The organism is Methylorubrum extorquens, from assembly GCF_024169925.1.
Lineage (GTDB): Bacteria > Pseudomonadota > Alphaproteobacteria > Rhizobiales > Beijerinckiaceae > Methylobacterium > Methylobacterium extorquens_A.
In genome coordinates, this window is the sequence record NZ_JALJXF010000001.1 from 723544 (window position 1) to 747807 (window position 24264).

The window sequence follows — 24264 nt, forward strand, 5'->3', positions numbered from 1 at the left end:
GGCGACGGGGTGTAAATCTGCCTTTCGGTGTTCGTTAGCTGCGTCCTCGTGCGCGCATCCTGATTTTCGGATGATCCCTTCCGCCGCGCGGGCGTTGATCGGTTCGTGTGATGCGGCGGGAGGAAGCCAGCCATGACGAAGCTTTTCATCGCGCGGGTGCGCGGCGCTGGCGGTGAGCGCCCCCTCGTGACCGTCCGGGCCGCAGCCGAGGGCGAGGCGCGTCTGTTCGTTGAGGCGGCCTACCCCGAGGACGAGATCGTCGAGATCGCCGAACCCGGCGAATGGGTGAGCGACGGCGACACGGGGACGAAGAACGGCGACGTGCGTGAACATCCGGGCACCGCGTGGCAGGCGCCGACGAGCCGGGCGTAGCCCGCCGTCATGTCCTGCCTGCCCGAGGATGTGCGCGCCCTTGCGCTGATGCTGCCGGAGGCGGTCGAGGGCGCGCATCAGGGCCATCCCGATTACCGGGTCGGCGGGCGGATCTTCGCCACGCTCTGGACCGATGAGGCGCGGGTGGTCATCCGGCTGACGCCCGAGGCGCAAGCGCAGTTGATGGAGGACGAGCCGGACGCGTTCGAGCCCGTGCCGGGCGCCTGGGGCGCACGCGGCTGGACGAGCCTCGAACTCGACCTTGTCGAAGAGGAGACCTTGCGCGGCGCGCTGCTGACCGCTTGGCGGGTCGTCGCGTCGGCCGGTCTCGTTGCCCGCTATGAGGGTCTCGCCCTCGATCCTTGAGTGCGGGTCAGCTTCTCAGCCCCGGCGCTTCCTGACCGGTGCTCGCCACGTATTCAGAGTAGCCCCCGCCATACTGGCGGATGCCTTCCCCGGTGACTTCGAGCACCCGGTTCGACAGGGCGGCCAGGAAGTGCCGGTCGTGGCTGACGAACAGCATCGTGCCCTCGAAGCCCGCCAGCGCGTTGATCAGCATCTCCTTGGTGGCGATGTCGAGGTGGTTGGTCGGCTCGTCGAGGACGAGGAAGTTCGGCGGGTCGTAGAGCATCTTGGCCATCACCAGCCGCGCCTTCTCGCCGCCGGACAGCACCCGGCAGGGCTTCTCCACGTCGTCGCCGGAGAAGCCGAAGCAGCCGGCGAGCGCCCGCAGCGAGCCCTGTCCGGCCTGCGGAAAGGTGCTCTCCAGATCCTCGAACACGGTCAGGTCGCCGTCGAGCAGATCCATCGCGTGCTGGGCAAAGTAGCCGAGCTTGACGCTGCCGCCGACGGCCACCGTGCCGGCATCGGGCTGCGCCGTGCCGGTGATGAGCTTCAGCAGCGTCGATTTCCCGGCGCCGTTGATGCCCATCACGCACCAGCGCTCCTTGCGCCGGATCGAGAAGTCGAGCCCCTCGTAGATGATGCGGCTGCCGTAGCTTTTGTGCACGCCCTTGAGCATCGCGACATCGTCGCCGGAGCGCGGCGCCGGCTGGAACTCGAAGGCGACGGTCTGGCGACGGCGCGGCGGCTCCACCCGCTCGATCTTGTCGAGCTTCTTCACCCGGCTCTGGACCTGCGCGGCGTGGCTGGCGCGGGCCTTGAAGCGCTCGATGAACTTGATCTCCTTGGCGAGCATCGCCTGCTGGCGCTCGAACTGCGCCTGCTGATGCTGCTCGTTCAGCGCCCGCTGCTGCTCGTAGAAGCCGTAATCACCGGAATAGGTGGTGAGCGTGCCGCCATCGATCTCGATGACCTTGGAGACGATGCGATTCATGAACTCGCGGTCGTGCGAGGTCATCAGCAGCGCGCCGTCATAGCCCTTGAGGAAGGCTTCGAGCCAAATCAGGCTTTCGAGGTCGAGGTGGTTGCTCGGCTCGTCGAGCAGCATCACGTCGGGGCGCATCAGCAGGATGCGGGCGAGCGCGACGCGCATCTTCCAGCCGCCCGAAAGCCGGCCGACATCACCGTCCATCATCTCCTGCGAGAAGCCGAGCCCGGCCAAAACCTCGTAGGCGCGGCCTTCGAGCGCGTAACCGTCGAGCTCCTCGAAGCGGGCCTGAACCTCGCCGTAGCGCTCGATCAGCGCCTCCATCTCGTCGGCCCGGTCGGGATCGGCAAGACCGGCTTCCAGCTCCTTCAACTCAGCTGCCACAACGCTGACCGGGCCGGCGCCGTCCATCACCTCGGCGACGACGGTGCGACCGGCCATCTCGCCGACATCCTGGCTGAAATAGCCGATGGTGATGCCGCGCTCCGAGGAGACCTGCCCCTCATCGGGCTGCTCCTGGCCGGTCATCATCCGGAACAGCGTGGTCTTGCCGGCGCCGTTCGGCCCGACGAGGCCGGCCTTCTCACCCTTCTGGAGGGCGGCGGACGCCTCGATGAAGACGATCTGACGACCGTTCTGCTTGCCGATCTTGTCGAGGCGAATCATGCGTCCGCGAGGCCTGGTTGATGGTCTGGGGGCGGTGTGCCGGGGAGGGAGCGCCTGCGCCTTACGCCAAGGTCGCCGCGAGCGGAAGCGGAGCGGCTTCAGGGCAGGCCCGCATCGGACGTGCGAAGCGTACTCGGTCGTCTGCGCCCGCCAGAACGGGGCAGGCAAAAACGCGAGCGAACTTCTTCGCCGTCAAGCAAATTCGGTTCGGTCGGTGGCTATCGAAACGTCAACGTCATGATAACATATGTTGTCACTGATATTCATTCAAAATCCATCTCCCAAGTTGCTTCTTATTAACTGCGCCCCATCACCATATTGTGATCCGCGGCGACAGGGGACGCGTGCGGATGCTTTTTACGGTCCCTGTGACGCGGACAGATGCGCTGGTTCATTAATCTCAGGCTCATCGGAAAACTCGCTATTCCGGTGGCGTTGGTTGCGCTGGTCGCGGCCGGCATCGTCGGTCTGGCGCGTGACGCGCTCGGGCAGTTGCAGCGTGGGACGCAGGAGGTGGTCGACGTGCGCGCGGCGCGGGTGATCACCGCGTTGCAGACCGCCCTCGCCATCGACGAGGCGGTGATCAGCGAAAAGAACATCATCCTTGAGACCGACGCGTCGATCCTATCGGCGCAGCGCGAGCGATTCGAGGAAGCGCGGACGCGGGCGTATGCCGAAGCAGACCACCTGATCGCCCTGGCAGATACGGACGCGCGCCGGACAATGCTGATCGCGGTCAGAGCGACGATCTCCGATTTCTTCACGACGGTAGAGCGCTCGATCGCCTTCGGCCTGAAGAAGCAGAAGGAGGTGGCAGCCAAGGTCTCTTCGGAAGAAGTGCGCCCGGTCCGGACAAAGGCGATCGAGGCGATCCGGAAGCGCATCGCGGCCAACATCAGCGATCTCGAAGATGCCAAGCGGAAAGCCGCCGACGTCGGCACATCCGCGGCCCTGGCGCTGACGGTCATCGCGGTCGCCGGGCTGCTGCTGGCCTTCGGGCTGCTCGGGGTGATCGTGATCGTCGGAGTCGTGCGCCCCATCGGCCGCCTCGTGCGCGTGCTTCAGCGTATGGCCGAAGGCGAGATCGAGACCGAGATCGCCGAGGCACGCCGTGGCGACGAGATCGGCGCCGTCGCCCGAGCCGTCGAAGCCATCAAGGCGCTCGTCGCGCGCAAGGCGGCCGAGCAGGCGGAACTGAAGCGCGTGGCGGATGAAGCCGCCGCGATCGAGCGCCGCCGCACCATGATCGAGTTGGCCGACGGTTTCGAGCGTGCCGTCGGCGGTGTCGTCGGAATGGTATCGTCCTCCGCCACTGAGTTGCAGGCGACCGCTCAGCAGATGACCGCGACCGCGACCGAGACCGCCAACCAATCGACTACCGTCGCGGCTGCGGCGGAGGAGGCGGCCTCCAATGTCGGCACCGTGGCCGCCGCCGCGGAGGAACTCGGTGCGTCCGTCCATGAGATCGGCCGGCAGGTCGGCACGTCGGCGGAGATGGCGCATCGCGCCGTGGGTGAGGCAGACCATAGCGCCGTCCTCATCCACGACTTGAGCCAGGCCGCCGCGCGGATTGGCGATGTGGTGAACCTCATCGCCAGCATCGCCAGCCAGACCAATCTGCTCGCGCTCAACGCCACCATCGAGGCGGCGCGGGCCGGGGAGGCCGGACGCGGCTTTGCCGTCGTCGCGAGCGAGGTGAAGGAACTCGCCGCGCAGACCTCGCGGGCGACGGAGGAGATTTCCGGGCAGATCGCGCAGATCCAGGGCGCCACCGGTCAGGCGGTGACGGCGATCGGCAGCATCACCGGGCGCATCCGCGAGATCAACGCGGTGGCGGCGACCATCGCTGCGGCCGTGGAGGAGCAGGGGGCCGCGACCCAGGAGATCGTGCGCAACGTCTCCCAGGCGGCCGTGGGCGCGGGGGAAGTGACGAGCAACATTGCGGGCGTGGCGCAGGCGTCGGAGGAAACCGGAGCCGCCGCCACGCAGGTTCTGGCCTCGGCCTCGGAGCTGTCGCGGCAATCCGAGCACCTGCGGGCGGAGGTCGCGCACTTCCTCGCGACGGTGCGCGCGGCCTAAACCGGGCCTCGTGCGAATTGAAAAGGGGACGCCTCCACGGCGTCCCCCTTTTTTGGTCGAGCGGGTTTCGAATGGGGTCGCCGAAGGCCGGCAACCGCGATCGGGAGTGCGCCTCAGCCCGGTACCTTCTTATGGGACACGGCGGCGGCAACGTCGTCGGGCCGGACCTCGTCGCCGGTCACAGCACCGGAAAGCGCCGCGGCGTGAAGGGCCAGTACGGGCACGAAGACGAGCGCCATCATCAGCGCCACCACGAGCACCACGCTGCCGCTACCGCCGGATTTCGCCGAACGAAAGCGCGCACGGCGGGAAATGACATTGGAGTCAATCATGGCTCACCTCTTGTCGGACCAGCCGCCAGGGCCGGTCGCGGGTGAGCCGGATCAGACGATCAGGCGCGGAACACGCGGGTGGCCGAAGGCGGCGTGGTCGATCGACTACTGTCGTCGGGCATTGGGGTCGGAAGTTCCTGTGGAGCCGCGCATCGCGCGCACGGCGACGATAAGCAGACAACGCGCGCTTGCAGGATCAGTTCGATCCCGTCAAGTCCGAACGTCGTTGCGCGCTGTGAATGGCTGCCGTCGTCGCGTTTCGACATCATCAGCGATCGGTGGCGGACCCGCGCGAACGCGTGCGGTGCCGCTCGCAATGGGACACCATGTCGAACGATACGATCATCTGGACACAAGGCGGGATCGCCGAGGTGCCCCTGCAGCGCTTCACCGGCCGCGTCGGCGCGATCGAGGTCGCCACCGTCGAGTATGACGGGTCGAACCGCCTCTGGACGTGGTGGAGCCCGCTTGCCGAGGACATCTGGGGCCACGCGCAGGAGCCGGACGGAGCCAAGCAGGCCGCCGAACTCTGGTTGCGCAACTGGCTCGAGAATTTCCGGCCCTTCTTCGAGGCGGGCCGCTGACCGCATCAGGCGGCGACCGGCGCCGCGTCCCGGCTGCGCCACATGTAGCGGGCGAGGATCGAGCGGTACGGCGCGAACTGCGCGGCCACCGCGACCGTATCGTCATCCCCCGCGAGCCGCCGCAGGACGCCAACCGCGGCCACGTCGCCGACGGGCCAGATATCCGGGTCGAGAAAGTGGAAGATGCCGGCCATGTCGGCGGTCCACGGCCCGACCCCGCGGATGCGGCGCAAAACCGCCGAGCGCGCGGCATGCGGTAGGGTTGCGAGTTCCGGGCCGAGCCGGCCGGCCTCCTCCGCCTCGCGGATGGCGTGGAGCGCCCGCACCTTGTTCGCCGAGACGCCGCAGCCGCGCAGCAGGGCCTCGGTGCCCGGAACGAACAGATCGCGCGGTGTGCCATCCTGTGCCGCGGCGGCCGCCTCGATCCGCGTCCAGATCGAGAGGGCGGCCTTGGTCGAGAGCTGCTGGTTGACGACCTCGACGAACAGACGCTCGGCCAGGCTGGCATGCGCGGGCGGCGCGATCTCGATCGGACCGATTGCCGCGATCGCGGCCCGCAACGGTGCCGCGACCGTGGCGGCCGTTCCAAGCATTCTTTCGTAGATATCCGCGTCGAGCATCTTCTTCCTGGGGCGACGATGACCACCGCCGGAAAACGCCCGGCACCGTCCGCCGCTCCGCTTTGTCGAATCCGCGTTTGATCCGCAGCGGCCGCGCAGTTCCTTGTTCAGAAGCGCGTGGTGAGCGCCGTCAGCCAATCCGGTGAGGCATCGACCAGCGTGGTTTCGAGAGCCCGATCATAGCCCGCCAAAATCAGGGCGCCGGTGACGATCAGGATCACGCCCAGCGTGAGCTTGAGCCCCTTGCCGACGTCCATCATCCGCGCGCGCCAGCGAATCAGCACCTCGCGCGACAGCATCCCGAGGGCGACAAGGGGGAGGGCGGCCCCGAGGCCGAACACCAGCATGGTGACTGCGACGCCGCCGAGGTTGCGCCCCTGGGCGGCCAGCAGGGAGGCCGCGCCGAGGGTCGGGCCGACGCAGGGACTCCACACGGCGCCGAGAAGGAGGCCGACGGCGAACTGGCCTGCCAGCCCGGCGGTCGAAACCCCACCGAACTTCCCCTCGGCCCAATTGCTCAACGGCCCGGCCGCAACGGCGAACCGATTCTGCGCCGCCGGTACGATCAGGACGAGGCCGAGCAGCACCAGCAATACCGCCCCGATGGCGCGAAACCGGTCGCCGTCGAGGCCGATCGCGAAGCCGATCGTTGCGATGAACAAGCCGATCGCGACGAACGAGAGTGCCAGACCGGCGGCGAGCGCCACGGCCCCGAGCCGGTGCTCCGCGACCGCCGCGCCCAGCACCAGCGGAAGCAGCGGCAACACGCAGGGCGACAGCACCGAGAGGAGGCCGGCAAGGAAGGCGAAGCCGAGATGGCTGGCCATGGGACGCCTCGAAACCCTTTTTCGGGATGCCCGCGGTTACACGCCGGTCGGATTGCTTCGGCCTGGTGGCCTCGTCTCCCGGCTTTCTCTACAGGCGAACGCCGTGCCTTGCATCGGCCGGGCGCGTTCCCTCGGTGCCGCATCCGAGGCGGCCCTCTTTCTTCGCCGCCATGCCGTTCCGAGCGCCCGCGAGCCTCTCCGGCATGCGGCCCTCTCCCATATGACGGCGGTCAGCCGTGCCCGTGCGTCGGCAGGGACGCGTTTCCCCGGATCAGCTCTCGGCCCGCATAGATGCCGCCCACGACCTGGAGGTCGAGGCGCTCCGCGTCGCGCCGACGGACCTCGGCCATGATCTCACCGGCCGCGTCCGGGTCGGCCCCGATCGTCACCAAGGCCTGCTCACCCAGGGCGAAGGCCGACTCGAGCGTCTCGCGCATCTGGTAGGCGACGCCCGCCTCGATCAGCTCCACCGCGTGCTCCCGGTCACGGGCGCGCGCCAGGACCGGAACCAGCGGAAACTCCGCCTTCGCCAGTTCCGCGATGCGCTTGGCCATGGCGCGGTCGTCGATGCAGATCAGGATCGCGCGCGCCGTCGCGGCGCCAGCCGCGCGCAGGATGTCGAGCCGGGCGCCATCGCCGTAATAGACCTTGAAACCGAACCCCTCGGCGAGGCGGATATTGTCGGCGTTGGTGTCGATGATCGAGACCGAGCAGCCGCGGGAGATCAGCGGCTGGCTGACGATCTGCCCGAACCGGCCGAACCCGACGATCAGGGCGCTGCCGACGAGATCTTCCGGCGCCTCGACGCCGTCCGTGGACGCGGTGGCCTTCGGTCCGAGGCGATCGAAAGCGATGACGGTCAGCGGCGTGATCGCCATCGACAGGATGACGGTGGCCGTGAGGATCGCGTTGGTCGTGCCGTCGATGATCCCGGCACTCGCTGCCGCCGCGTAGAGCACGAAGGCGAACTCGCCGCCCTGCGCCATCAGGGCCGTCCGCTCCAGCGCCTCGGCGTGTTGGGTCCGCAGGGCGCGGGCGACTCCGTAGATGACGACGCTTTTGACCGCCATGTAGGCGGCCACGCTCATGAGGATCAGGCCCCAGTTCGCGGCGATCACCGCCAGATCGAGGGACATCCCGACGCCGAGGAAGAACAGGCCGAGCAGGATGCCGCGGAACGGCTCGACATCGGCCTCCAACTGGTGGCGGAAGCTCGATTCCGAGAGCAGCACGCCGGCGAGGAAGGCCCCCATCGCCATGGAGAGGCCGCCGAGCTGCATCGCCAGCGCCGAGCCGAGCACGACGAGCAGCGCCGCTGCGGTCATGACCTCCCGCGCCTTGGCCGCCGCCAGCAGGCGGAACAGCGGGTTGAGCAGCCAGCGGCCCGCGGCAACGAGCGCGGCGACGGAAGCCAGGGCGATGGCGACGGCGATGGCGCGCTCGGTCCCGCTCGTCTCGGCGCCGCCGGGCGCGAGCAGCGCGACGGCGGCCAGCAACGGCACGATGGCGAGATCTTCGAGCAGCAGGATGGCGACGATCCGCTGGCCCTTCGGCGTCGAGAGCGAGCCGCGTTCTTCGAGGAGCTGCATGACGATGGCGGTCGAGGTGAGCACGAAGCCGGTGCCGGCCACGAAGGCCACGACGACCGGAAACCCCATGGCGACGCCGACGAGCGTAAGGGCGGCGATGCAGGCGCCGACCTGCGCGAGGCCGAGACCGAAGATCTCGCGGCGCATGCCCCAGAGCCGCGAGGGCTCCATCTCCAATCCGATGATGAAGAGGAACATCACGACGCCGAGTTCGGCCACGTGAAGGATCGCGTGGGCGTCGTTGAACAGGCCGACGCCGAACGGCCCGATGGCCAGCCCCGCCACGAGGTAGCCGAGGACGGAGCCGAGTCCGAGCCGCTTGAACAGGGGAACGGCCACGACGCCCGCGGCGAGGAGCGAGACGACCTGAACGAGTTCGCTCGCGGCCCCGGATGCTTCGATAGCCATGGCGTGATCGAACCTCTGGACGGGTTGGAAGGCGCCGGTCAGGCGCAGGCAGGACAGAGCGGGGGGACCGGGGGAGCGCCGCCCTCGGTGGGACCGGCGCGCCGTCGCTCACGGATAGCGGACGGGCGGGGGATCCTCGGGCAGGGGGATGAACTCGGCGTCGTTGGGCACCGTGTCGAAGCGGCCCTGGCGCCAATCCTCCTTAGCCTGGGCGATCCGCTCCGGCCGCGAGGAGACGAAGTTCCACCAGAGGTGCCGCGGCCCGTCCATCGGCTCGCCGCCCAGAACCATGAACCGCGCGGCCTCCGTCGCGCGCACGCTAATGCGGTCGCCGGGCCGGAACACCAGGAGTTGGCCGGGGCCGAAACCGTCGCCGGCAATCTCGATCGCGCCCGCAACCGTGTAGATCGCCCGCTCGTCGTAGGTCGGATCGAGCGGAAGGGCGGCGCCCGCTTCCAGCATCACGTCGGCATAAACCATCGGGCTTGAGGTGCGCACCGGCGAACGCGCGCCGAAGGCTTCGCCTGCGATCAGCCTCACGGTCTTGCCCTCGCCGGTGAGGACCGGAAGCGCGGCGGCCTCGTAATGCTCGAAGGCCGGGGCGTTCTCCTCGTCGCGGGCCGACAGGGCGACCCAGCTCTGGATGCCGAACAGTCGAGAGCCGGTCTGGCGCAGAGTCGGAGCGGTGCGCTCCGAATGGGTGATGCCGCGCCCGGCCGTCATCCAATTCAGTTCGCCCGGCCGGATCGGCAGCTCGGTGCCCAGGCTGTCGCGATGCATAATCTCGCCGTCGAACAGGTACGTGACGGTCGAGAGGCCGATATGCGGGTGCGGACGGACGTCCATACCCTGGCCGAGCAGGAACTCGGACGGGCCCATCTGGTCGAAGAAGATGAACGGGCCGACCATCCGGCACTCGGTCGAGGGGAGGGCACGGCGCACGGCAAACGAGCCGAGATCGCGCGAGCGCGGCACGATCAGGGTCCGGATCGCGTCGCAACTGAAATGATCGCCCGGGATCGGATCATCCGCACTGTGCCAGCTCACCGCTCTTCTCCCTCGTTGGCCCAGACCGACAGCCGCGCACGTATCGGGAAGCGTGTCCGCCGTCGCGTCGCCCCACATCCTGTGACGGCGTGCCGCCGAAAGCATTATGGAATGAGTGAGTGGGAACGAGAATGGAAACTGGGGAAACGTATCGTTTCCAAAAGTACCGTTCGCGCTTGCGCAGCGGTATCGCGGAAGCATCCGCCGGACTGCATTCGTCTGTGCTTTTCCGGAGGATCGAGCGGCTTCGCGAGGTGGCCGGTGAGGATGAAGTCGTCTCGGAAAAAGGGCAGCACCTCACGCGCAAAGACGTCGCCGCGCCGGCCCAGCGTTTTTGTCAAATTCGTGGAACAGCACAGCGGTGCCGATCTGGGCGTTGCGAACTGTGCATTGGCATCGGCGAGCCTTCACGCCGCCCTTCAGATCTTGTCCGGGCTCTCTTCCGCGTGATCCACGAGCACGACCTTCGCAGAGATGCCCTTCGATGCAACCAGCCTATCTACTTTCGCGCTCAGGTGTCTCTTCTGACAACGAGCGTAAGGCGCGATGGATGGGGTCGCCGGTCAGTCGCATCTGCGGCCTAGGGATCTCACTATGGGAGATGTCCCGAACGAAGTGGTGCCTGCGAGGGGAATGGCGCGCCCTGCGGGAATCGAACCCGCCTTTTCAGCGTGAAAGGCTGACGTCCTAACCGATAGACGAAGGGCGCTGTCTGGCGGCGACCGGTCTATAGTCGGGTTCGTCGCCGACGGCAACGGCTTTGCCGCATGATTCCGCGACTTGACGCGGAGCGGTCCCATCGGCTTCTCGGACATCCGATCCGCCGCATCCTTTTCCTGCCCTGAAAGACCCGCCCATGACCCCGCCGCGCGACCGCCCGGCCAAGCCGTACGGCTTCCGGCCCCGCCCGCGAACCCAGCCTCCGGGACCGGCCGCGCGGGAGGGGAGGGACCATGTCGTGCTCTATGGCTGGCACCCCGTCTCGCAGGCCTTGGCCAATGCGGGCCGCCACTTCCATCGGCTGCTCGCCACGGAGAATGCGCTGGCGCGCCTGAAAGAGGCCGGCGTCGAACTGCCGATCGAGCCGGAGATGGTCCGCCCGAGCGCCATCGACCGGCTGCTCGGTCCGGACGCGGTGCATCAGGGCCTCTACGCGGAGGCCGAGCCGCTGGCTGCTCCCGCGCTCGACGCGATGCCGGACGACGCGCTGCTGCTCGCCCTCGATCAGATCACGGATCCGCACAATGTCGGCGCCATCGTCCGGACGGCGGCTGCGTTCGGGGTCACCGCCATCGTCACCACCGCGCGCCATTCGCCGAATGCCACGGGCGTGCTGGCGAAATCCGCGTCCGGCGGCCTGGAGCACGTCCCGCTGGTGATCGTGCGCAACCTGGCCGAGGCGCTGATCACGCTCGGTGAACGCGGTTTCACTCGGATCGGTCTCGATTCGGATGCCGGCACGACCCTCGAAGCGGTCGGCCCCCGCCGTCCGGCGGTTCTCGTGCTCGGGGCCGAGGGCAAGGGACTGCGCCAGCGCACCACCGAATGCTGCGACGTCCTAGTGCGCATCGAAGCGGCCGGCGCCATCCGCAGCCTCAACGTCTCGAATGCAGCGGCGATCACGCTCTACGCGCTGACGCGTTCGACCGGGACGCCAGCCTGAAACGTGACGCCCGGCGCCGGATGGCGCCGGGCGTCATCCGGAGACCGACACGCTCCGGCCCGGTCGCGACAAGATCCCGGGCGAATCGTATCCGCCCGAACTCAACTCTCGCGGTGGCGTTCGCGTCCGAGACCCCGGCATTCCAAGACGTTTCAAGACGTTGCGTCGCGCACGCGGATCCGGTATCGCTCGCACCGATTTCCTCATCGATACCGTCAGGATCCGGGCTTTCTCGCTCGGCGGACGCATCGCCGGGGGGATCGAGCCCTCGACCATCGCTTTCAGCATGCGTCGGCCCTCCGAGAGGAGGCGAGCCCGGCCGGATCGTCCATCCGGCGGGCGGCGGTGACGGGGGTCCTTTGCAACACGAGCCGCCGACGCAGGCCTCACGAAATGGGGCCATTCAGGAGAAAGAATGTCAGCTGGTCTGAACGCAAGCTCTTCGGCCCGCGAGGATTTCGCGGCCCTGCTCGAGGAATCCTTCCTCCAGCATGAGATCACCGAAGGTTCGGTCGTCAAGGGCACTGTCGTCGGCATCGAGAAAGATGTCGCCGTCATCGATATCGGTGCCAAGACCGAGGGGCGCGTCCCCCTCAAGGAATTTACCGGCCCGGGCCGCGAGGGCGAGCTCAAGGTTGGCGACGAGGTCGAGGTTTACGTCGACCGCATCGAGAACGCGCTGGGCGAGGCCGTCATCTCGCGCGACAAGGCGCGCCGCGAGGAGTCTTGGGTCAAGCTCGAAAAGGCCTTCGAGGCCAACGAGCGCGTCACCGGCACGATCTTCAACCAGGTCAAGGGCGGCTACACCGTCGATCTCGACGGCGCCGTGGCGTTCCTGCCGCGCTCCCAGGTCGATATCCGCCCGGTGCGCGACGTGACCCCGCTGCTCGGCACGCCCCAGCCGTTCCAGATCCTCAAGATGGATCGCCGCCGCGGCAACATCGTCGTGTCGCGCCGCACCGTGCTCGAAGAGAGCCGCGCCGAGCAGCGCTCGGAGCTGGTGGCCAACCTTGAGGAAGGTCAGGTCATCGACGGCGTCGTCAAGAACATCACCGAGTACGGCGCGTTCGTCGATCTCGGCGGGATCGACGGCCTGCTGCACGTCACCGACATGGCATGGCGCCGCGTGAACCACCCGTCCGAGGTCGTGACCATCGGCCAGACGGTCAAGGTCAAGATCATCAAGATCAACCACGAGACGCACCGCATCTCGCTCGGCATCAAGCAGCTCCTGGCCGATCCGTGGGAGGGCATCGCCGCCCGTTACCCCGAGGAAGCCAAGCTCAAGGGCCGCGTGACCAACATCACCGATTACGGCGCCTTCGTGGAGCTGGAGCCGGGGATCGAGGGCCTGATCCACGTCTCCGAGATGAGCTGGACCAAGAAGAACGTCCATCCGGGCAAGATCGTCTCCACCTCCCAGGAGGTCGAGGTGCAGATCCTGGAAGTCGATTCGGTCAAGCGCCGCATCTCGCTCGGCCTCAAGCAGACCCTGCAGAACCCGTGGGATGCTTTCGCGGAGAAGCACCCGGTCGGTTCCGAGGTCGAGGGCGAGGTCAAGAACAAGACCGAGTTCGGCCTGTTCATCGGCCTCGAAGGCGATGTCGACGGCATGGTCCACCTGTCGGATCTCGACTGGAACCGTCCCGGCGAGCAGGTCATCGAGGAGTTCAAGAAGGGCGACATGGTGCGTGCCCAGGTTCTCGACGTCGATGTCGAGAAGGAGCGCATCTCGCTCGGCGTGAAGCAGCTCGGCGGCGATCCCTTCGCCGAAGCCGGCGAGGTCAAGAAGGGCCAGATCGTCACCTGCGAGGTCGTCGAGGTGAAGGATTCCGGTCTGGAGGTGAAGCTCGTCGACACCGACATGCAGACCTTCATCCGCCGCGCCGAACTCGCCCGTGACCGTGGCGACCAGCGTCCCGAGCGTTTCGCCGCCGGCGAGAAGTTCGACGCCCGCGTCATCCAGTTCGATCGCAAGGCCCGCCGCGTGCAGGTCTCGATCAAGGCTCTGGAAGTCGCTGAAGAGAAGGAAGCGATGGCCCAGTTCGGCTCCGCCGATTCGGGCGCCTCGCTCGGCGACATCCTCGGTGCCGCCTTCAACAAGAAGAAGGGTGGCGACGAGGAGTAATCCTCGCTGCCTTCCGATAATGCCTCGGGGCCGGCTCTGCCGGCCCCGAACTTTTTTGGGTTCTGTTTTCGAATCGTCCCGAAGCGAGTGCGATGACAAACCGCCTCTCGAGCTTGGGCGCCAGCCTGAGATGGTTGAGGGGCAGGCGCCCCGGACGCCGTTCCGACGCGCTCCCATCCCATTTCGACTCCGATCTTTATCTCGACCTCAACGCCGATGTGGCGATGGCGGTCGAAGCCGGCCTCGTCGCCTCGGCGGAAGAGCATTACAGCGTCTTCGGTCGCCGTGAGGGCCGTCCATTCGAGGTCCCGTCCGCGACGGACGAACTCGGCGGCGGAATCGCCGGGCCGTGGACCTACCGATACCCCTACCGCACTTGGCCCGAGATGCAGGCCATCGCCTTCGCCGTGCCTCGGCCCGGCCCTGAGGACGATGCCATCGCGCGACGCCTCATCGCCGCCTGGCAATCTGGTGCCGGGCGCGCCCCGGTCCAGGCCGACAGCGAGGGCATGTGGGCGGCCCGGAGCCGGGGCTTTCCCGATTTTCATCATGCCCTGCAGAACGGCGATGCCGCGGCGCTCGCCGGCCTGCTGAACAACCTGTTCCAGTCCCATCTCGCGCACGGCATCGCCATGGGGCGCACGATGGCGACGCTGGCGCGCCACGCGCCGACGCCGTTCGCCGCAAGCTGGTTTGACCGGCTGCTGAGGCTCTCGGAGGCGGTCGGTCTCGCCCCGATCCGCTCACCCGAGCAGGGCGATTTCGCGGCCGCGCTGACTAGCCCCCTTGCCCACGCTGTCGAGTCGGCTCGTCTCGAGGCCGAACTCGGCTTCCCCCTGGCGTTTCCCGAGGTCGGTGCCCCGTTCGGCGTGCGTTACGGCGCCGGCATCCTGCCCGAGCATGCCTTGACCCACGCCTACGCCGCTTGGCGGATCGGAAAACTCGGCCGCTTCGACCGGGTGGTCGAGATCGGCGGCGGCTTCGGCGGGCTGGCTTGGTTCCTGCGCCACCCCGACCGGCACTACACGATCCTCGATCTTCCCTTCACCAACGTGCTCCAGGGATGGTTCCTGCTGAAAGCGGGCCTCGACGTGTCCCTCGCCGGCGAGCCGGACGCCGCGATCCGGGTCCGGCCGTGGTGGGAGATCGAGCGGAACGAGCGCTACGATCTGGCGATCAACCAAGATTCGCTGCCGGAAATGCCGCCGGAGACGGCCGCCATGTATATCGCGCGTATCCGCGCCATCGCGCCGCTGTTCTACTCGATCAATCAGGAGGCGGCGGCACCGAACACCGAGGCTTTCCGGCAGACCATCGTCGCCGACCTGGTTGCGCGGGACGGTGGCTACCGCAGGCTGGACCGGCATCTGTTCTGGATGCGTGACGGCTACGTCGAGGAGATCTACGCTCGACGCTGAACGGGTTGCCTTGCGAGGACAGGGTATCCGACGACGACTGCTGACGGTTGTACCAGCCCAGTCGGAACGGGCTCTTGCCCGCGTGCCTTGCGCGGCGCTAAACACGAGCGCAGCAACCGAACCCAAATCCATCAAGGGTTTGGCCGGCATCCGGATCGGACAGGGCCGTGCTCCGGCAGGGCGCGCGTGAATGGTCCCAAAGAAACGACGGCTGCCCCGCGCCGCCTGGAGAGGAGTACATCGTCGGATGGCTGCAGACGCCGAGTTTCTCATCGACCGCCGCCGTCTGCGCCGCAAGCTCACGCTATGGCGGCTGCTCGGCATCGGTGCCGCCATCGTCGCCGTCGGTGCGTTGGGCTACCGCGCGCGAGTCGGCGAAGGCCGGCTGTTCCCGGCCACCGAGAACCAGATCGCCCGGATCTCGATCGGCGGCTTCATCGCCGGCAGTGAATCGACCCGCAAGCTCATCGAGCGGGTCGGCGAGTCGAACGCAGTCAAGGGCGTGGTGATCTCGATCTCGTCGCCGGGCGGCACGACGACCGGCTCGGAAGAGCTCTACCGCAACCTGCGCGCGCTGGCGGCAAAGAAGCCGATGGTCGCTTTCGTCGATGGGACGGCAGCCTCGGGCGCCTACATCACCGCGATCGCCGCCGACCACATCGTCGCCCGCGAGACTGCGCTCGTCGGCTCGATCGGCGTACTGTTCCAGTATCCAGACGTCTCCGGCCTGCTCGACAAGGTCGGGGTGAAGGTCGAGTCGGTCAAATCCTCGCCGCTGAAGGCGGAGCCCTCGGGCTTTAGCCCGACTTCGCCGGAGGCGCGCGCCGCCCTGTCCGCGATCGTCCTCGACACCTACGGCTGGTTCAAGGACCTCGTGGCGGAGCGCCGCGGTATGGACGAAAGCCAGATTGCTGCCGTCTCCGACGGCCGCGTGTTCAGCGGCCGCCAGAGCCTGCCCCTCAAGCTCGTCGACGAACTCGGCGGCGAACGGCAGGCCGTGGCGTGGCTCGAGAAGGAGAAAAAGGTCCCCGAGAAGCTTCCGGTGAAGGACTGGAAGCCGAAGGCCGATGGCGGGTTCAAGCTCTGGTCGGCTCTGGGGCTCGGCGCCGACCTACTTGGTCTCGAAGGGCTCGCCGGACGTCTCCGTGCGGTCGAGGACGAAGCCGCCGGGCTCTCCGGCGGACTCCTGGCCGTCTGGCGGCCGGCCCCCTGAGGTCTCGCCCCGCGCCCGCCCCGCATTCGGAAGAGAGCCGCATGATCAAGTCGGAACTCGTGCTCAAGATCGCCGAGCAGAACCCCCATCTCTACCAGCGCGACGTCGAGACCCTCGTGAACGCGATCCTCGACACGATCGCCGACGCCCTGGCCCAGGGCGACCGGGTGGAGCTGCGCGGCTTCGGCGCCTTCTCGGTCAAGCGCCGCGAGGCGCGCCGCGGGCGCAATCCGCGCACCGGCGAATCCGTGGCCGTGTCGGAGAAGGCGATCCCGGTCTTCAAGACCGGCAAGGAGATGCGCCTGCGCCTCAACCGCGCCGGCATCGGTGAGGAGCAGCCCGGCGCCTGATCGCAGCCGGGCGGTGACAGCGGACGCGAGCACGGTCTCCACATCTCGTTTGGATGCGCTCGTTTCACCGTGTCCTTGCACCGAACCGGCATCCCCTTCGGCGGGAAGCGCTCTAGTTCTGCGGTCTAAGCCTCGAAAAGCCCTCGATCGAAAGCCCTTAGCGGCACCGGTGGGTCCTTGGGGACCCACGCCGTCCGTCGGAGACCTTTTGCATGATTCGTTTTCTGAAGGCGCTGGTGCTGCTGCCGATCGCGGTGGTGGTGGTCCTGCTCGCCGTCGCCAACCGCGACGCCGTGACCCTCTCCTTCGATCCGTTCTCGCCCGAACCCGTGTTCAGTCTCGTCCTGCCGCTCTACGCCGTGGTGTTCGGCTCGGTGGCGCTCGGCATCCTCGTCGGCGGCATCGGAAGCTGGCTCGGGCAGAGCCGAACCCGCCAGCGGGCACGCTATCATCGCCGCGAGGCCGACCGTCTCGCCAAAGAGACCGCGGAGCTGAAGACCTTCGGCACGCCGGGTGTCGAGCCGGGCTACGCGAGCGCCGGCACCTACACCGCGCTGCCGGCCCCGGCGGCGGCGCGCTGAGGGTTTCGAGCGGCGTCCCGCCCATGGCAGACATCTGTGTCAAGATCTGCGGCCTCAGCACCGAGACGACGCTCGATGCGGCCGTCGAGGCGGGCGCCGACCTCGTCGGCTTCGTCCACTTCCCCAAGAGTCCGCGCCACGTCACCCTGGAACGGGGCCGAGGCCTCGCGCAGCGGGTGCGGGGGAGGGTGCAGCGGGTCGTGCTGCTGGTCGATCCGGACGACGCCCTGCTCTCTGCCGCCATCGAGGCGCTCGATCCCGACCTGATCCAGCTCCACGGCCATGAGACGCCGCAGCGCGTGGCGGAGATCCGTGCCCGGACCGGCCGGCCGGTCATGAAGGCGGTCGGCATTGCCCTCGCCGCCGATCTGAGCGCGCTCCCGGCCTATGCCGTTGTCGCCGACCGGCTTCTGCTAGATGCCAAGCCGCCCCCTGGTGCCGATCTGCCGGGCGGCAACGGACACCGCTTCGATTGGGACATCTTGAACGGGGCCGAGTTGCCGGCCGGCACGATGCTGTCGGGCGGCCTGGATGCCGGCAATGTCGGCACGGCGCTGGCACGGACGGGGCTGGCCGCCGTCGATGTCTCGTCGGGTGTCGAGGTCCGGCCGGGTGAGAAGGATCCTGAAAGGATCGCGGCCTTCGTCGCCGCCGCCCGCCGCGGAGTCTGACGACGACCGGACGGCGTCCGGCGATGGCTTCGGCGCGTTTGTCCGGCTGTGCCGCATTGCGGCGACCCGCGCATGGGTCTAGCACGCGAGCCAACGATCAGATCTTCGCGAAGGACCGTCCCCGTGACGCTGAACCCCGCTCCCAATTCCTTCCGCACCGGGCCGGACGAGCGCGGTCGCTTCGGCATCTTCGGCGGCCGCTTCGTGGCCGAGACGCTGATGCCGCTGATCCTCGACCTTGAGAAGGCTTACGCCGACGCCAAGGCCGACCCGTCTTTCAAGGCGGATATGGAATCCTACGGCACCCACTATATCGGCCGGCCGAGCCCGCTCTACTACGCCGAGCGCCTCACCGAGCACCTGCGGGCCAAGGCCCCGGCGGGGCAGGGGGCGAAGGTCTTCTTCAAGCGCGAAGAGCTGAACCACACCGGCTCGCACAAGGTGAACAACGTTCTTGGCCAGATCCTGCTCGCCCGTCGCATGGGCAAGCCGCGGATCATCGCCGAGACCGGCGCAGGCCAGCACGGCGTCGCGACGGCGACGCTCTGCGCCCGCTTCGGCCTGAAATGCGTGGTCTACATGGGCGCCGTCGATGTCGAGCGGCAGGCCCCGAACGTGTTCCGCATGAAGATGCTCGGCGCCGAGGTGATCCCGGTGCAATCCGGCACCCGCACCCTCAAGGACGCGATGAACGAGGCCCTGCGCGACTGGGTCACCAACGTCTCGGACACCTTCTACTGCATCGGTACCGTGGCCGGCCCCCATCCCTATCCGGCGATGGTGCGCGATTTCCAATCGGTGATCGGCATCGAGACGAAACAGCAGATGCTGGAGATGGAAGGCCGCCTGCCGGACTCGCTCATCGCCTGCATCGGCGGCGGCTCGAACGCCATGGGCTTGTTCCACCCCTTCCTCGATGACCGCGAGGTCGAAATCTACGGCGTCGAGGCGGCCGGGCACGGCGTGCAGAGCGGCCTCCATGCCGCTTCGCTCACGGGCGGGCGCCCAGGGGTGCTGCACGGCAACCGGACCTACCTGCTGATGAACGAGGACGGCCAGATCGCCGACGCACACTCGATCTCAGCGGGTCTCGATTACCCTGGTATCGGCCCCGAGCACGCATGGCTGCACGAGATGGGCCGGGTCACCTACCTGTCGGCGACCGATGCGGAGACGCTGGAGGCGTTCAAGCTCTGTTCGATGCTGGAGGGCATCATCCCGGCACTGGAGCCCGCGCACGCGCTGTCGAAGGTGATGGAACTCGCGCCGACCAAGCCGGCCGAGCACCTGATGGTGCTGAATCTCTCCGGCCGCGGCGACAAGGACATCCCGCAGGTGGCGCAGATCTTCGGTCAAACGCTCTGAGGGGGAGAACCTGCGCGGGGGCCGCAACAGACCGTTGACACCCTCGCGCCCTTCTCCCTATATCCCGCCCATCGGACGCCGCGTCAGCGCCGTTCGTCACAGTGGCGGGGTAGCTCAGCTGGTTAGAGCAGAGGAATCATAATCCTTGTGTCGGGGGTTCAAATCCCTCCCTCGCTACCACTTTTTCACTAAACCGTTGTAAATCATACATATTTTCCAATCCAGCGGAAAAGTCCTGCTGCATGGTTTGACGCTTTTTCAGCCGGTTTAATGCGTGGCTCGAACTCCTCATCAAACGCTTTGACGATCTTCCGCATCTTAGGCTTCAGGTCTCCGCAAGAAGCGCGGGACACCTGACCGCAACCGCCTCTGAACCCAGGCCGAACGAGAGGCCGTGCTGAAGCCTCCCGCCGTGTTGATCTCCGACACGACCGGCATCCTTGGCGCAGCTACTCCAACGGGCAAGGGTGTGAAGTTTACCTGCCTGATCATCCCCGGCCTCAAGCCAGGGCGGCTCGCAGACGTTCGCTCCCACGTCCTCGACACAGGCAGTGGCCGGGCAAAGGAAAAGCGCTCGACTGACGCGGGTGGCAGGCTCTTTCGCATCGCGACGATCGCCTACTCTGGCTCCTCTCGCGAAGATGAGTTTCACGCCGATCTCGCGCGGCGCCGCCATCATCTTCCTCGTCCTCGACGCTGCCCAGGCACCGAACACGGACCCAACCTCCGCAGTTGGACCGCCACGGCGAGGACGATTGAAGAAACGAAGCGCCTCTCGTTCGCGGCGGCGGCCGTGTTCAGGATCGGGTCGCGCTTGCGCGCCACGTGGGGTGGCGCTCGCACCCGTGAGGGCGGCTTCGCTGTTTCCAATCGCTCGCCTTCAACCGCCGGATGACCGGCGAGCGCCGGGGCTCCGTGGATGAGCACCGAACGCGCCGACGGACCACATGACTCTCATCGCCCCCCGATCCATTCGGCGACGCCGGAAGCCGAGCGGAATTCGTCGAGGGCGTGGACCCGCGCCTCGGGGATCGCATTGCGGGCCATGGTCGCGAGGGCGTGGCCGGGGCCGAGTTCCAGGATGGTGTCGCAGCCGTATTCCCGGCAGGCTTCCAGGCAGGCCGCCCAATCGATCGTGTGCGAGATCTGATGCGCGAGCTTCGAGAGCCCCGCTTGTGGGTCGAAGATGGGCGCGCCGTCGAGGCCGCTGATGAGCCGGGGAGCGCCCGGCGGGGGACGCACTGGATGCATCTCAGCAAGAGCCCCCTCGAAGCGTCGGCTGGCCTCGTGCAGCAATGGCGTATGCGAAGGGGTGCGCACCGGTAGAACAACGGCGCGCAGCGCACCGGCCGCCAGCGCCTCGTCGCAGAGTGTTTCGAGCGCCGGGCTCGGGCCGCCAATGACGGCGCTGTCGCTGGCGTTGCGGATGGCGAGTGCGCAGCCGTGCGCCGCAGCCAGGGTCTCGATCGCCGCGATCGCCAACCCGCGAATGCCGGCGAGGCCGGCGCCATCACCGGCGGCTGCATCCATGGCCTCGGCGCGTGTGGCGGCAAGGCGCAGGATCGTCTCGGCGTCGAAGCAGCCGACGCAGCCCCAGGCGGCCAGATCGCCGATGCTGTAGCCGGCAACGATCGTGCGGGCGGGGTGCGCCGCCTGCACGAGGGTCCAGCCCGCCAGCGCGGCGACGCAACAAAGGATTTGCCCGGTGCGGTTGCCGTGCAGGTCCGCCTCCGGAGCGTGGACGAAGGCCCGCGGATCGTGACCCAGGACGCGTTCGGCTGCCGCAAAGACCGGCGCGGCGGGGGGCCAATCCGCGGTGAGGTCGAACATTCCCGGATGTTGGCCGCCCTGGCCGGAGAGGAGCACCCCGAGCGTCACGCGGACGCCTCGACGCTGTCCACGAACAGGGTCATCGCGAGCAGGTCGGCTGCGCCGCCGGGGCTGAGGTTGCGGGCGACGAAGGCACGGTGCAGCGCCTCGGCCCGCGCACGCCAGCGGGGCTGCGCCACACCGCCCTCGGCAATGAACCGTGCGGCCTCGCGGCGCGCGAAGGCAAAGCCCTCAGGCCCGCCGCGATGCAGAAGGTTCGTGTCCTCCAAATGCGCGATCAGGGCGAGGCAGGCTTCGACGCGTGCAGCCTCTTCATCGCCTGGATGGGTCAGCCGGCCGCGATGCAGAGCCGGCAGGGCGATCCGGTAGAGGCTCGGAAAACCGGCGGCGGCCTCGGCCGGCGCACCGCCGACGCCGTGGCGGCGGCGTGCCCGCGCGCCGGGCGCGTGGAGCAGCACTGGGCCGTCGAGGATCGCTGAACCGTAACGGTCGCGAACCCGTGCGCCGAGGGCTCCGGCCAGAGGCCGCGGCAGGGCGCCGGCCGCGGCGCAGAGCAGGCCGAGCCCGAAGATGGCGCCGCGATGCGTGTTCACGCCGCCGGTCGCCGCCCGCATCGCCGCCTCGGCTTCGAGGCCGATGCAACGCAGGGCCGGCATCGGCGCGCCCGCCGCTCCGGCGAGAGCAAGGGCGCGGAAGAAGGGTGTGATCGCCGCCGTGCTCGCGCGGAAGGTGTCCGCATTCATGTCGGCATGGCTGCCGCGATCGACGTGGCTGACAAGGCCCGGCTTCGGGTAGGTTTCGAGTTCGAGCCGCAACGCCGCCGCCGCGGACCGCGCAATCGCGTCCGCCTCCGGGCAGCGTTCATCCTCGGTAGAAAACGCTCGCAGAGGGGAGAGCGGGCTCATTCGGGATCTCCCGCGAGAAGGGCAGCGGCCTCGCGGAGGGCAAGACGGTCATGGTGCTTGACCAGTACCGTTCCGCTGGCACCGGTGCTGTGCAGTTCGCGCCAGTTCACGCCGCCCCCGTCGGACAGAAGGATCTCTCCATCGAGGCGCATCGGCGCCCGCGCTTCAATCGCCGCGATGCCCTCCATGAGCCGAGCAGGAACCGCGCCGGGCACCGGCCAGAGCAGATCGAGGTCCGACCGCTCGGACAGGTAGGGGAGACCGGTCAAGCTCTGCCAGAGCAGACTTCCGAAGGGACGCGGCGCGAGGCCGTGGCGCTCGCCGAGGGCGATCAGCGCGTCGAGCGTGGCCGTCCAGGAAGGCGGGCACGCAGCGCGCGCCTCCGAGAGCAGGAAGGACGCGCGCGGGCGGACCGCGTGCCGCGGAAGGGCGAGGCCAATCCGGCGCTTGCCGTCCCGTGGCGGCAGCGGCAGGCCGACCGGCACGAGGCCCTCGTCCTCTTCCGGATGCGCGCGGCGCAGGATCACCGGCCGGCCGTCGTCCACCCAAGCCGCGACGTGCGGCACACCCGTCAGATCCGCGCGCCCGGCCAAGGCGGCGGCCCAGGCTCCGGGTTCGACGTCGAGGAGATCGTGGCGCCGGTGCGCCTCAGCCAAGGGCCGCCTCCCGCACCACCTGCGCGGCGATCGCTTCCGCCACCGGTCGGCCGCCGCGCTCGCGCCCGGCGCGATCACGGGTATCCTCGGCGGGCAGCGCGTCGATCACGGCGGCGATTTGCTCTGCCAGCGGCTGCTCGGCGTCGAGCACCGCCTGCACCGCACCGGTGCGTACCATGTTGTCGAGGCCGGGCGCGAAGACCGGCGTATCCTTGGCCATCGCCTCCAGCCGGTCGAGGGGGAGCTTCGTGACGCGGGCGACGGAGGGCAGGTCCATCACGCTCGGATTCGCCCCCGGCAGGCCGACGAGGACGCGGGTGGCAAGCGCCGTGGCGATGAAGGCGCCCGCCGCCGAATGCCCGTAGATGAGTCCGACGGTCGGGTGGCCGTGCGCGTCGGCGAGCAGCAGCGTCTTGGCGAGGTGGGCGAGGTACTCGTTGAGGCCGAGCAGTTCGTCGCGCCGGCTCATCCGCTGGCTGTCGGAATCGACGGCGACGAGGATCGGCGTGGCGTCGCCCCGGCGCACCACGTCGAGGACGTAGCCTGCGAGCCGGCAGGCGCCGTCGACGCCGAGCGCCGTGTCGCCGTCGATGCCGATCACCGCGAGCCGGCCGCCCCGGAACGGGCCCTCGCCGTTCACGAGCCCGTCCGTGACGGTTACGGAATGACTCTCCGGGAACAGCGAGGCGAGGATCTCAGCGAGCGTCATGGGTCGTCTCTCCCAGGCTGGCGAGTAGGGTGTCGAACGCAGCCGTGGTCAGGGCCGGGACCGCCTCCGGATCGTTCACCCCGAGCCGCGCCCAGATCTCGGTCGCGTCGCGGCAATCGCCGAAGTGCATGAGGCGTTGTTCCAAACGCACCTGCTCCGCCTCCAGCGTGGCGAGGTCGAAGGCCGGAGCGCGCTCGATCATGTCCAGAGCCGCTCGGCGGAAGGCCGCGAGCGTATCGTCGGCATAGGCGTCGGCGCCGCCGGTAAGGCGGCGGTGCTTGCCGCCCATGGTACGCCAGACCAGGGCACGGTCGCGGGAATCGAACTCTTCGGCGCCCTTGTTGGTCTCAATCACCTCAGGCCCCGAGACCGAGATGCGACCGCCCTCGGAGACGACGAGCCGCGAGCAGGTGCCCGCGAGTAGGCCACCACCACCGTAGGCCCCGGCCCGGCCGCCGATCAGGCCGATCACCGGCATGCCGGCCTCGCGAACCTGGGTGATCGCGCGCATCACCTCGGCGATGGCGGTCTCGCCGGCATTGGCCTCCTGCAGGCGCACACCACCCGTATCGAACAGGATCAGGACGGCCGCCGGCTTCAGCACCAGGGCGGCGCGCAGCAGGCCGACAAGCTTGGCGCCGTGCACTTCGCCGAAGGCTCCGCCCATGAAGCGACCCTCTTGCGCGGCGACGAGGACGGGTTTGCCGTCGAGCCGGCCCGGGCCGACGATCATGCCGTCATCGAAGGCGCGCGGTAGGTCGAACAGCGGCAGGTGTGGGCTCATCCGGCGCTGCTCGGGGCCGACGACCTCGCGAAAACTGCCCGCATCCAGCAGGCCGTCGATGCGGGCGCGGGCGCTCGCTTCGTACCAACTCGTGGCCCAGCCCTTGGCGGCCGGGTCGATGATCCGTTCGCTCATCG

General features: G+C 68.3%; 24 protein-coding genes and 2 tRNA genes. 14 read left to right on the forward strand and 12 right to left on the reverse strand.

Annotated elements, in window-relative coordinates:
• Positions 1 to 132 precede the first annotated feature (132 nt).
• A complete protein-coding gene (locus J2W78_RS03515) occupies positions 133 to 372 on the forward strand; it encodes a hypothetical protein (protein ID WP_253368074.1) in 240 nt (79 codons plus the stop codon).
• A gap of 9 nt (positions 373 to 381) precedes the next feature.
• Positions 382 to 738: an MmcQ/YjbR family DNA-binding protein gene (locus J2W78_RS03520; RefSeq protein ID WP_253368075.1), complete on the forward strand. Its 357-nt coding sequence runs from the start codon at positions 382 to 384 to the stop codon at positions 736 to 738.
• Positions 739 to 745: 7 nt separating this feature from the next.
• Here the strand turns inward: J2W78_RS03520 and J2W78_RS03525 are convergent, their stop codons facing one another.
• The gene (locus J2W78_RS03525; RefSeq protein ID WP_253368077.1) at positions 746 to 2368 is read right to left on the reverse strand and encodes an ABC-F family ATP-binding cassette domain-containing protein; all 1623 of its coding nucleotides are present in this window, start codon (positions 2366 to 2368) and stop codon (positions 746 to 748) included.
• A 381-nt stretch (positions 2369 to 2749) separates the two neighbouring features.
• Between J2W78_RS03525 and J2W78_RS03530 the strand changes: the two genes are divergently transcribed.
• Positions 2750 to 4447: a methyl-accepting chemotaxis protein gene (locus J2W78_RS03530; protein ID WP_253368079.1), complete on the forward strand. Its 1698-nt coding sequence runs from the start codon at positions 2750 to 2752 to the stop codon at positions 4445 to 4447.
• A 113-nt stretch (positions 4448 to 4560) separates the two neighbouring features.
• Here the strand turns inward: J2W78_RS03530 and J2W78_RS03535 are convergent, their stop codons facing one another.
• Positions 4561 to 4779 (reverse strand): hypothetical protein, encoded by a 219-nt coding sequence (locus J2W78_RS03535; protein WP_253368081.1) that lies wholly within the window; start codon positions 4777 to 4779, stop codon positions 4561 to 4563.
• Between the two features lie 326 nt (positions 4780 to 5105).
• Between J2W78_RS03535 and J2W78_RS03540 the strand changes: the two genes are divergently transcribed.
• Positions 5106 to 5363, forward strand: a complete 258-nt coding sequence (locus J2W78_RS03540) for a hypothetical protein (RefSeq protein WP_253368082.1) — start codon at positions 5106 to 5108, stop codon at positions 5361 to 5363.
• Positions 5364 to 5368: 5 nt separating this feature from the next.
• Here J2W78_RS03540 and J2W78_RS03545 read toward each other — a convergent pair whose 3' ends face one another.
• The 5 genes from J2W78_RS03545 to J2W78_RS03565 form a co-directional block, all read right to left on the reverse strand.
• Entirely contained in the window at positions 5369 to 5983 is a 615-nt protein-coding gene (locus J2W78_RS03545) for a DNA-3-methyladenine glycosylase family protein (protein ID WP_367399408.1), read from the reverse strand.
• 107 nt (positions 5984 to 6090) lie between these two features.
• Positions 6091 to 6810, reverse strand: a complete 720-nt coding sequence (locus J2W78_RS03550) for a cytochrome c biogenesis CcdA family protein (RefSeq protein WP_253368086.1) — start codon at positions 6808 to 6810, stop codon at positions 6091 to 6093.
• A 230-nt stretch (positions 6811 to 7040) separates the two neighbouring features.
• On the reverse strand, positions 7041 to 8807 hold the full coding sequence (locus tag J2W78_RS03555) for a monovalent cation:proton antiporter-2 (CPA2) family protein (RefSeq protein ID WP_253368088.1): 1767 nt from the start codon (positions 8805 to 8807) through the stop codon (positions 7041 to 7043).
• Positions 8808 to 8915: 108 nt separating this feature from the next.
• Complete coding sequence (locus tag J2W78_RS03560; RefSeq protein ID WP_253368090.1) at positions 8916 to 9854, reverse strand: pirin family protein; 939 nt, start codon at positions 9852 to 9854, stop codon at positions 8916 to 8918.
• A 634-nt stretch (positions 9855 to 10488) separates the two neighbouring features.
• Positions 10489 to 10563 (reverse strand) — tRNA-Glu (locus J2W78_RS03565).
• Between the two features lie 147 nt (positions 10564 to 10710).
• Here J2W78_RS03565 and rlmB point away from each other — a divergent pair.
• From rlmB to J2W78_RS03615, 10 genes are all read left to right on the forward strand, one after another.
• Positions 10711 to 11517, forward strand: coding sequence for a 23S rRNA (guanosine(2251)-2'-O)-methyltransferase RlmB (gene rlmB / locus J2W78_RS03570; protein ID WP_253368092.1), 807 nt, complete (start codon positions 10711 to 10713; stop codon positions 11515 to 11517).
• Between the two features lie 415 nt (positions 11518 to 11932).
• Positions 11933 to 13645, forward strand: a complete 1713-nt coding sequence (gene rpsA / locus J2W78_RS03575) for a 30S ribosomal protein S1 (protein WP_135299677.1) — start codon at positions 11933 to 11935, stop codon at positions 13643 to 13645.
• 224 nt (positions 13646 to 13869) lie between these two features.
• Positions 13870 to 15063 (forward strand): putative sugar O-methyltransferase, encoded by a 1194-nt coding sequence (locus J2W78_RS03580; RefSeq protein WP_253368094.1) that lies wholly within the window; start codon positions 13870 to 13872, stop codon positions 15061 to 15063.
• Positions 15064 to 15310: 247 nt separating this feature from the next.
• Entirely contained in the window at positions 15311 to 16276 is a 966-nt protein-coding gene (gene sppA / locus J2W78_RS03585) for a signal peptide peptidase SppA (protein ID WP_253368096.1), read from the forward strand.
• Between the two features lie 41 nt (positions 16277 to 16317).
• Positions 16318 to 16626 (forward strand): integration host factor subunit beta, encoded by a 309-nt coding sequence (ihfB, locus tag J2W78_RS03590; protein ID WP_253368098.1) that lies wholly within the window; start codon positions 16318 to 16320, stop codon positions 16624 to 16626.
• A gap of 212 nt (positions 16627 to 16838) precedes the next feature.
• A complete protein-coding gene (locus J2W78_RS03595; protein WP_253368100.1) occupies positions 16839 to 17207 on the forward strand; it encodes a LapA family protein in 369 nt (122 codons plus the stop codon).
• 23 nt (positions 17208 to 17230) lie between these two features.
• Positions 17231 to 17878 carry a phosphoribosylanthranilate isomerase gene (locus tag J2W78_RS03600; RefSeq protein ID WP_253368102.1) on the forward strand — a complete coding sequence of 216 codons (648 nt, stop codon included), beginning with the start codon at positions 17231 to 17233 and terminating at the stop codon, positions 17876 to 17878.
• Positions 17879 to 18001: 123 nt separating this feature from the next.
• Positions 18002 to 19243, forward strand: coding sequence for a tryptophan synthase subunit beta (gene trpB, locus J2W78_RS03605; protein ID WP_253368104.1), 1242 nt, complete (start codon positions 18002 to 18004; stop codon positions 19241 to 19243).
• Between the two features lie 103 nt (positions 19244 to 19346).
• Positions 19347 to 19423: transfer RNA gene (locus J2W78_RS03610), tRNA-Met, on the forward strand.
• A gap of 214 nt (positions 19424 to 19637) precedes the next feature.
• Positions 19638 to 20138: a hypothetical protein gene (locus J2W78_RS03615; RefSeq protein ID WP_253368107.1), complete on the forward strand. Its 501-nt coding sequence runs from the start codon at positions 19638 to 19640 to the stop codon at positions 20136 to 20138.
• Positions 20139 to 20197: 59 nt separating this feature from the next.
• Here the strand turns inward: J2W78_RS03615 and J2W78_RS03620 are convergent, their stop codons facing one another.
• The 5 genes from J2W78_RS03620 to J2W78_RS03640 are packed head-to-tail and all read right to left on the reverse strand — an operon-like array spanning position 20198 to position 24262.
• Positions 20198 to 21121 (reverse strand): acyltransferase domain-containing protein, encoded by a 924-nt coding sequence (locus J2W78_RS03620; RefSeq protein ID WP_253368108.1) that lies wholly within the window; start codon positions 21119 to 21121, stop codon positions 20198 to 20200.
• Complete coding sequence (gene mdcB / locus J2W78_RS03625) at positions 21118 to 21978, reverse strand: triphosphoribosyl-dephospho-CoA synthase MdcB (protein ID WP_253368109.1); 861 nt, start codon at positions 21976 to 21978, stop codon at positions 21118 to 21120. Before mdcB ends, J2W78_RS03620 begins: the two co-directional genes overlap by 4 nt.
• Positions 21975 to 22634: a malonate decarboxylase holo-[acyl-carrier-protein] synthase gene (gene mdcG, locus J2W78_RS03630; protein WP_253368110.1), complete on the reverse strand. Its 660-nt coding sequence runs from the start codon at positions 22632 to 22634 to the stop codon at positions 21975 to 21977. Before mdcG ends, mdcB begins: the two co-directional genes overlap by 4 nt.
• Positions 22627 to 23343: a biotin-independent malonate decarboxylase subunit gamma gene (gene mdcE, locus J2W78_RS03635; RefSeq protein WP_253368111.1), complete on the reverse strand. Its 717-nt coding sequence runs from the start codon at positions 23341 to 23343 to the stop codon at positions 22627 to 22629. The genes mdcG and mdcE overlap by 8 nt, the downstream gene beginning before the upstream one ends.
• A complete protein-coding gene (locus J2W78_RS03640; RefSeq protein WP_253368112.1) occupies positions 23330 to 24262 on the reverse strand; it encodes a biotin-independent malonate decarboxylase subunit beta in 933 nt (310 codons plus the stop codon). Before J2W78_RS03640 ends, mdcE begins: the two co-directional genes overlap by 14 nt.
• Positions 24263 to 24264 lie beyond the last annotated feature (2 nt).

Excerpts from the sequence above, each read along its gene's own strand:
- J2W78_RS03600 (WP_253368102.1), top strand. The coding sequence starts at position 17,231 with ATGGCAGACATCTGTGTCAAGATCTGCGGCCTCAGCACCGAGACGACG.
- J2W78_RS03580 (WP_253368094.1), top strand. The coding sequence starts at position 13,870 with ATGGCGGTCGAAGCCGGCCTCGTCGCCTCGGCGGAAGAGCATTACAGC.
- J2W78_RS03520 (WP_253368075.1), top strand. The coding sequence starts at position 382 with ATGTCCTGCCTGCCCGAGGATGTGCGCGCCCTTGCGCTGATGCTGCCG.
- sppA (WP_253368096.1), top strand. The coding sequence starts at position 15,311 with ATGGCTGCAGACGCCGAGTTTCTCATCGACCGCCGCCGTCTGCGCCGC.
- J2W78_RS03525 (WP_253368077.1), bottom strand. The coding sequence starts at position 2,368 with ATGATTCGCCTCGACAAGATCGGCAAGCAGAACGGTCGTCAGATCGTC.
- J2W78_RS03555 (WP_253368088.1), bottom strand. The coding sequence starts at position 8,807 with ATGGCTATCGAAGCATCCGGGGCCGCGAGCGAACTCGTTCAGGTCGTC.
- J2W78_RS03550 (WP_253368086.1), bottom strand. The coding sequence starts at position 6,810 with ATGGCCAGCCATCTCGGCTTCGCCTTCCTTGCCGGCCTCCTCTCGGTG.
- J2W78_RS03640 (WP_253368112.1), bottom strand. The coding sequence starts at position 24,262 with ATGAGCGAACGGATCATCGACCCGGCCGCCAAGGGCTGGGCCACGAGT.
- ihfB (WP_253368098.1), top strand. The coding sequence starts at position 16,318 with ATGATCAAGTCGGAACTCGTGCTCAAGATCGCCGAGCAGAACCCCCAT.
- rlmB (WP_253368092.1), top strand. The coding sequence starts at position 10,711 with ATGACCCCGCCGCGCGACCGCCCGGCCAAGCCGTACGGCTTCCGGCCC.
- mdcE (WP_253368111.1), bottom strand. The coding sequence starts at position 23,343 with ATGACGCTCGCTGAGATCCTCGCCTCGCTGTTCCCGGAGAGTCATTCC.
- J2W78_RS03545 (WP_367399408.1), bottom strand. The coding sequence starts at position 5,983 with ATGCTCGACGCGGATATCTACGAAAGAATGCTTGGAACGGCCGCCACG.
- rpsA (WP_135299677.1), top strand. The coding sequence starts at position 11,933 with ATGTCAGCTGGTCTGAACGCAAGCTCTTCGGCCCGCGAGGATTTCGCG.
- J2W78_RS03535 (WP_253368081.1), bottom strand. The coding sequence starts at position 4,779 with ATGATTGACTCCAATGTCATTTCCCGCCGTGCGCGCTTTCGTTCGGCG.
- J2W78_RS03540 (WP_253368082.1), top strand. The coding sequence starts at position 5,106 with ATGTCGAACGATACGATCATCTGGACACAAGGCGGGATCGCCGAGGTG.
- J2W78_RS03515 (WP_253368074.1), top strand. The coding sequence starts at position 133 with ATGACGAAGCTTTTCATCGCGCGGGTGCGCGGCGCTGGCGGTGAGCGC.
- J2W78_RS03595 (WP_253368100.1), top strand. The coding sequence starts at position 16,839 with ATGATTCGTTTTCTGAAGGCGCTGGTGCTGCTGCCGATCGCGGTGGTG.
- mdcB (WP_253368109.1), bottom strand. The coding sequence starts at position 21,978 with ATGAGCCCGCTCTCCCCTCTGCGAGCGTTTTCTACCGAGGATGAACGC.
- J2W78_RS03530 (WP_253368079.1), top strand. The coding sequence starts at position 2,750 with ATGCGCTGGTTCATTAATCTCAGGCTCATCGGAAAACTCGCTATTCCG.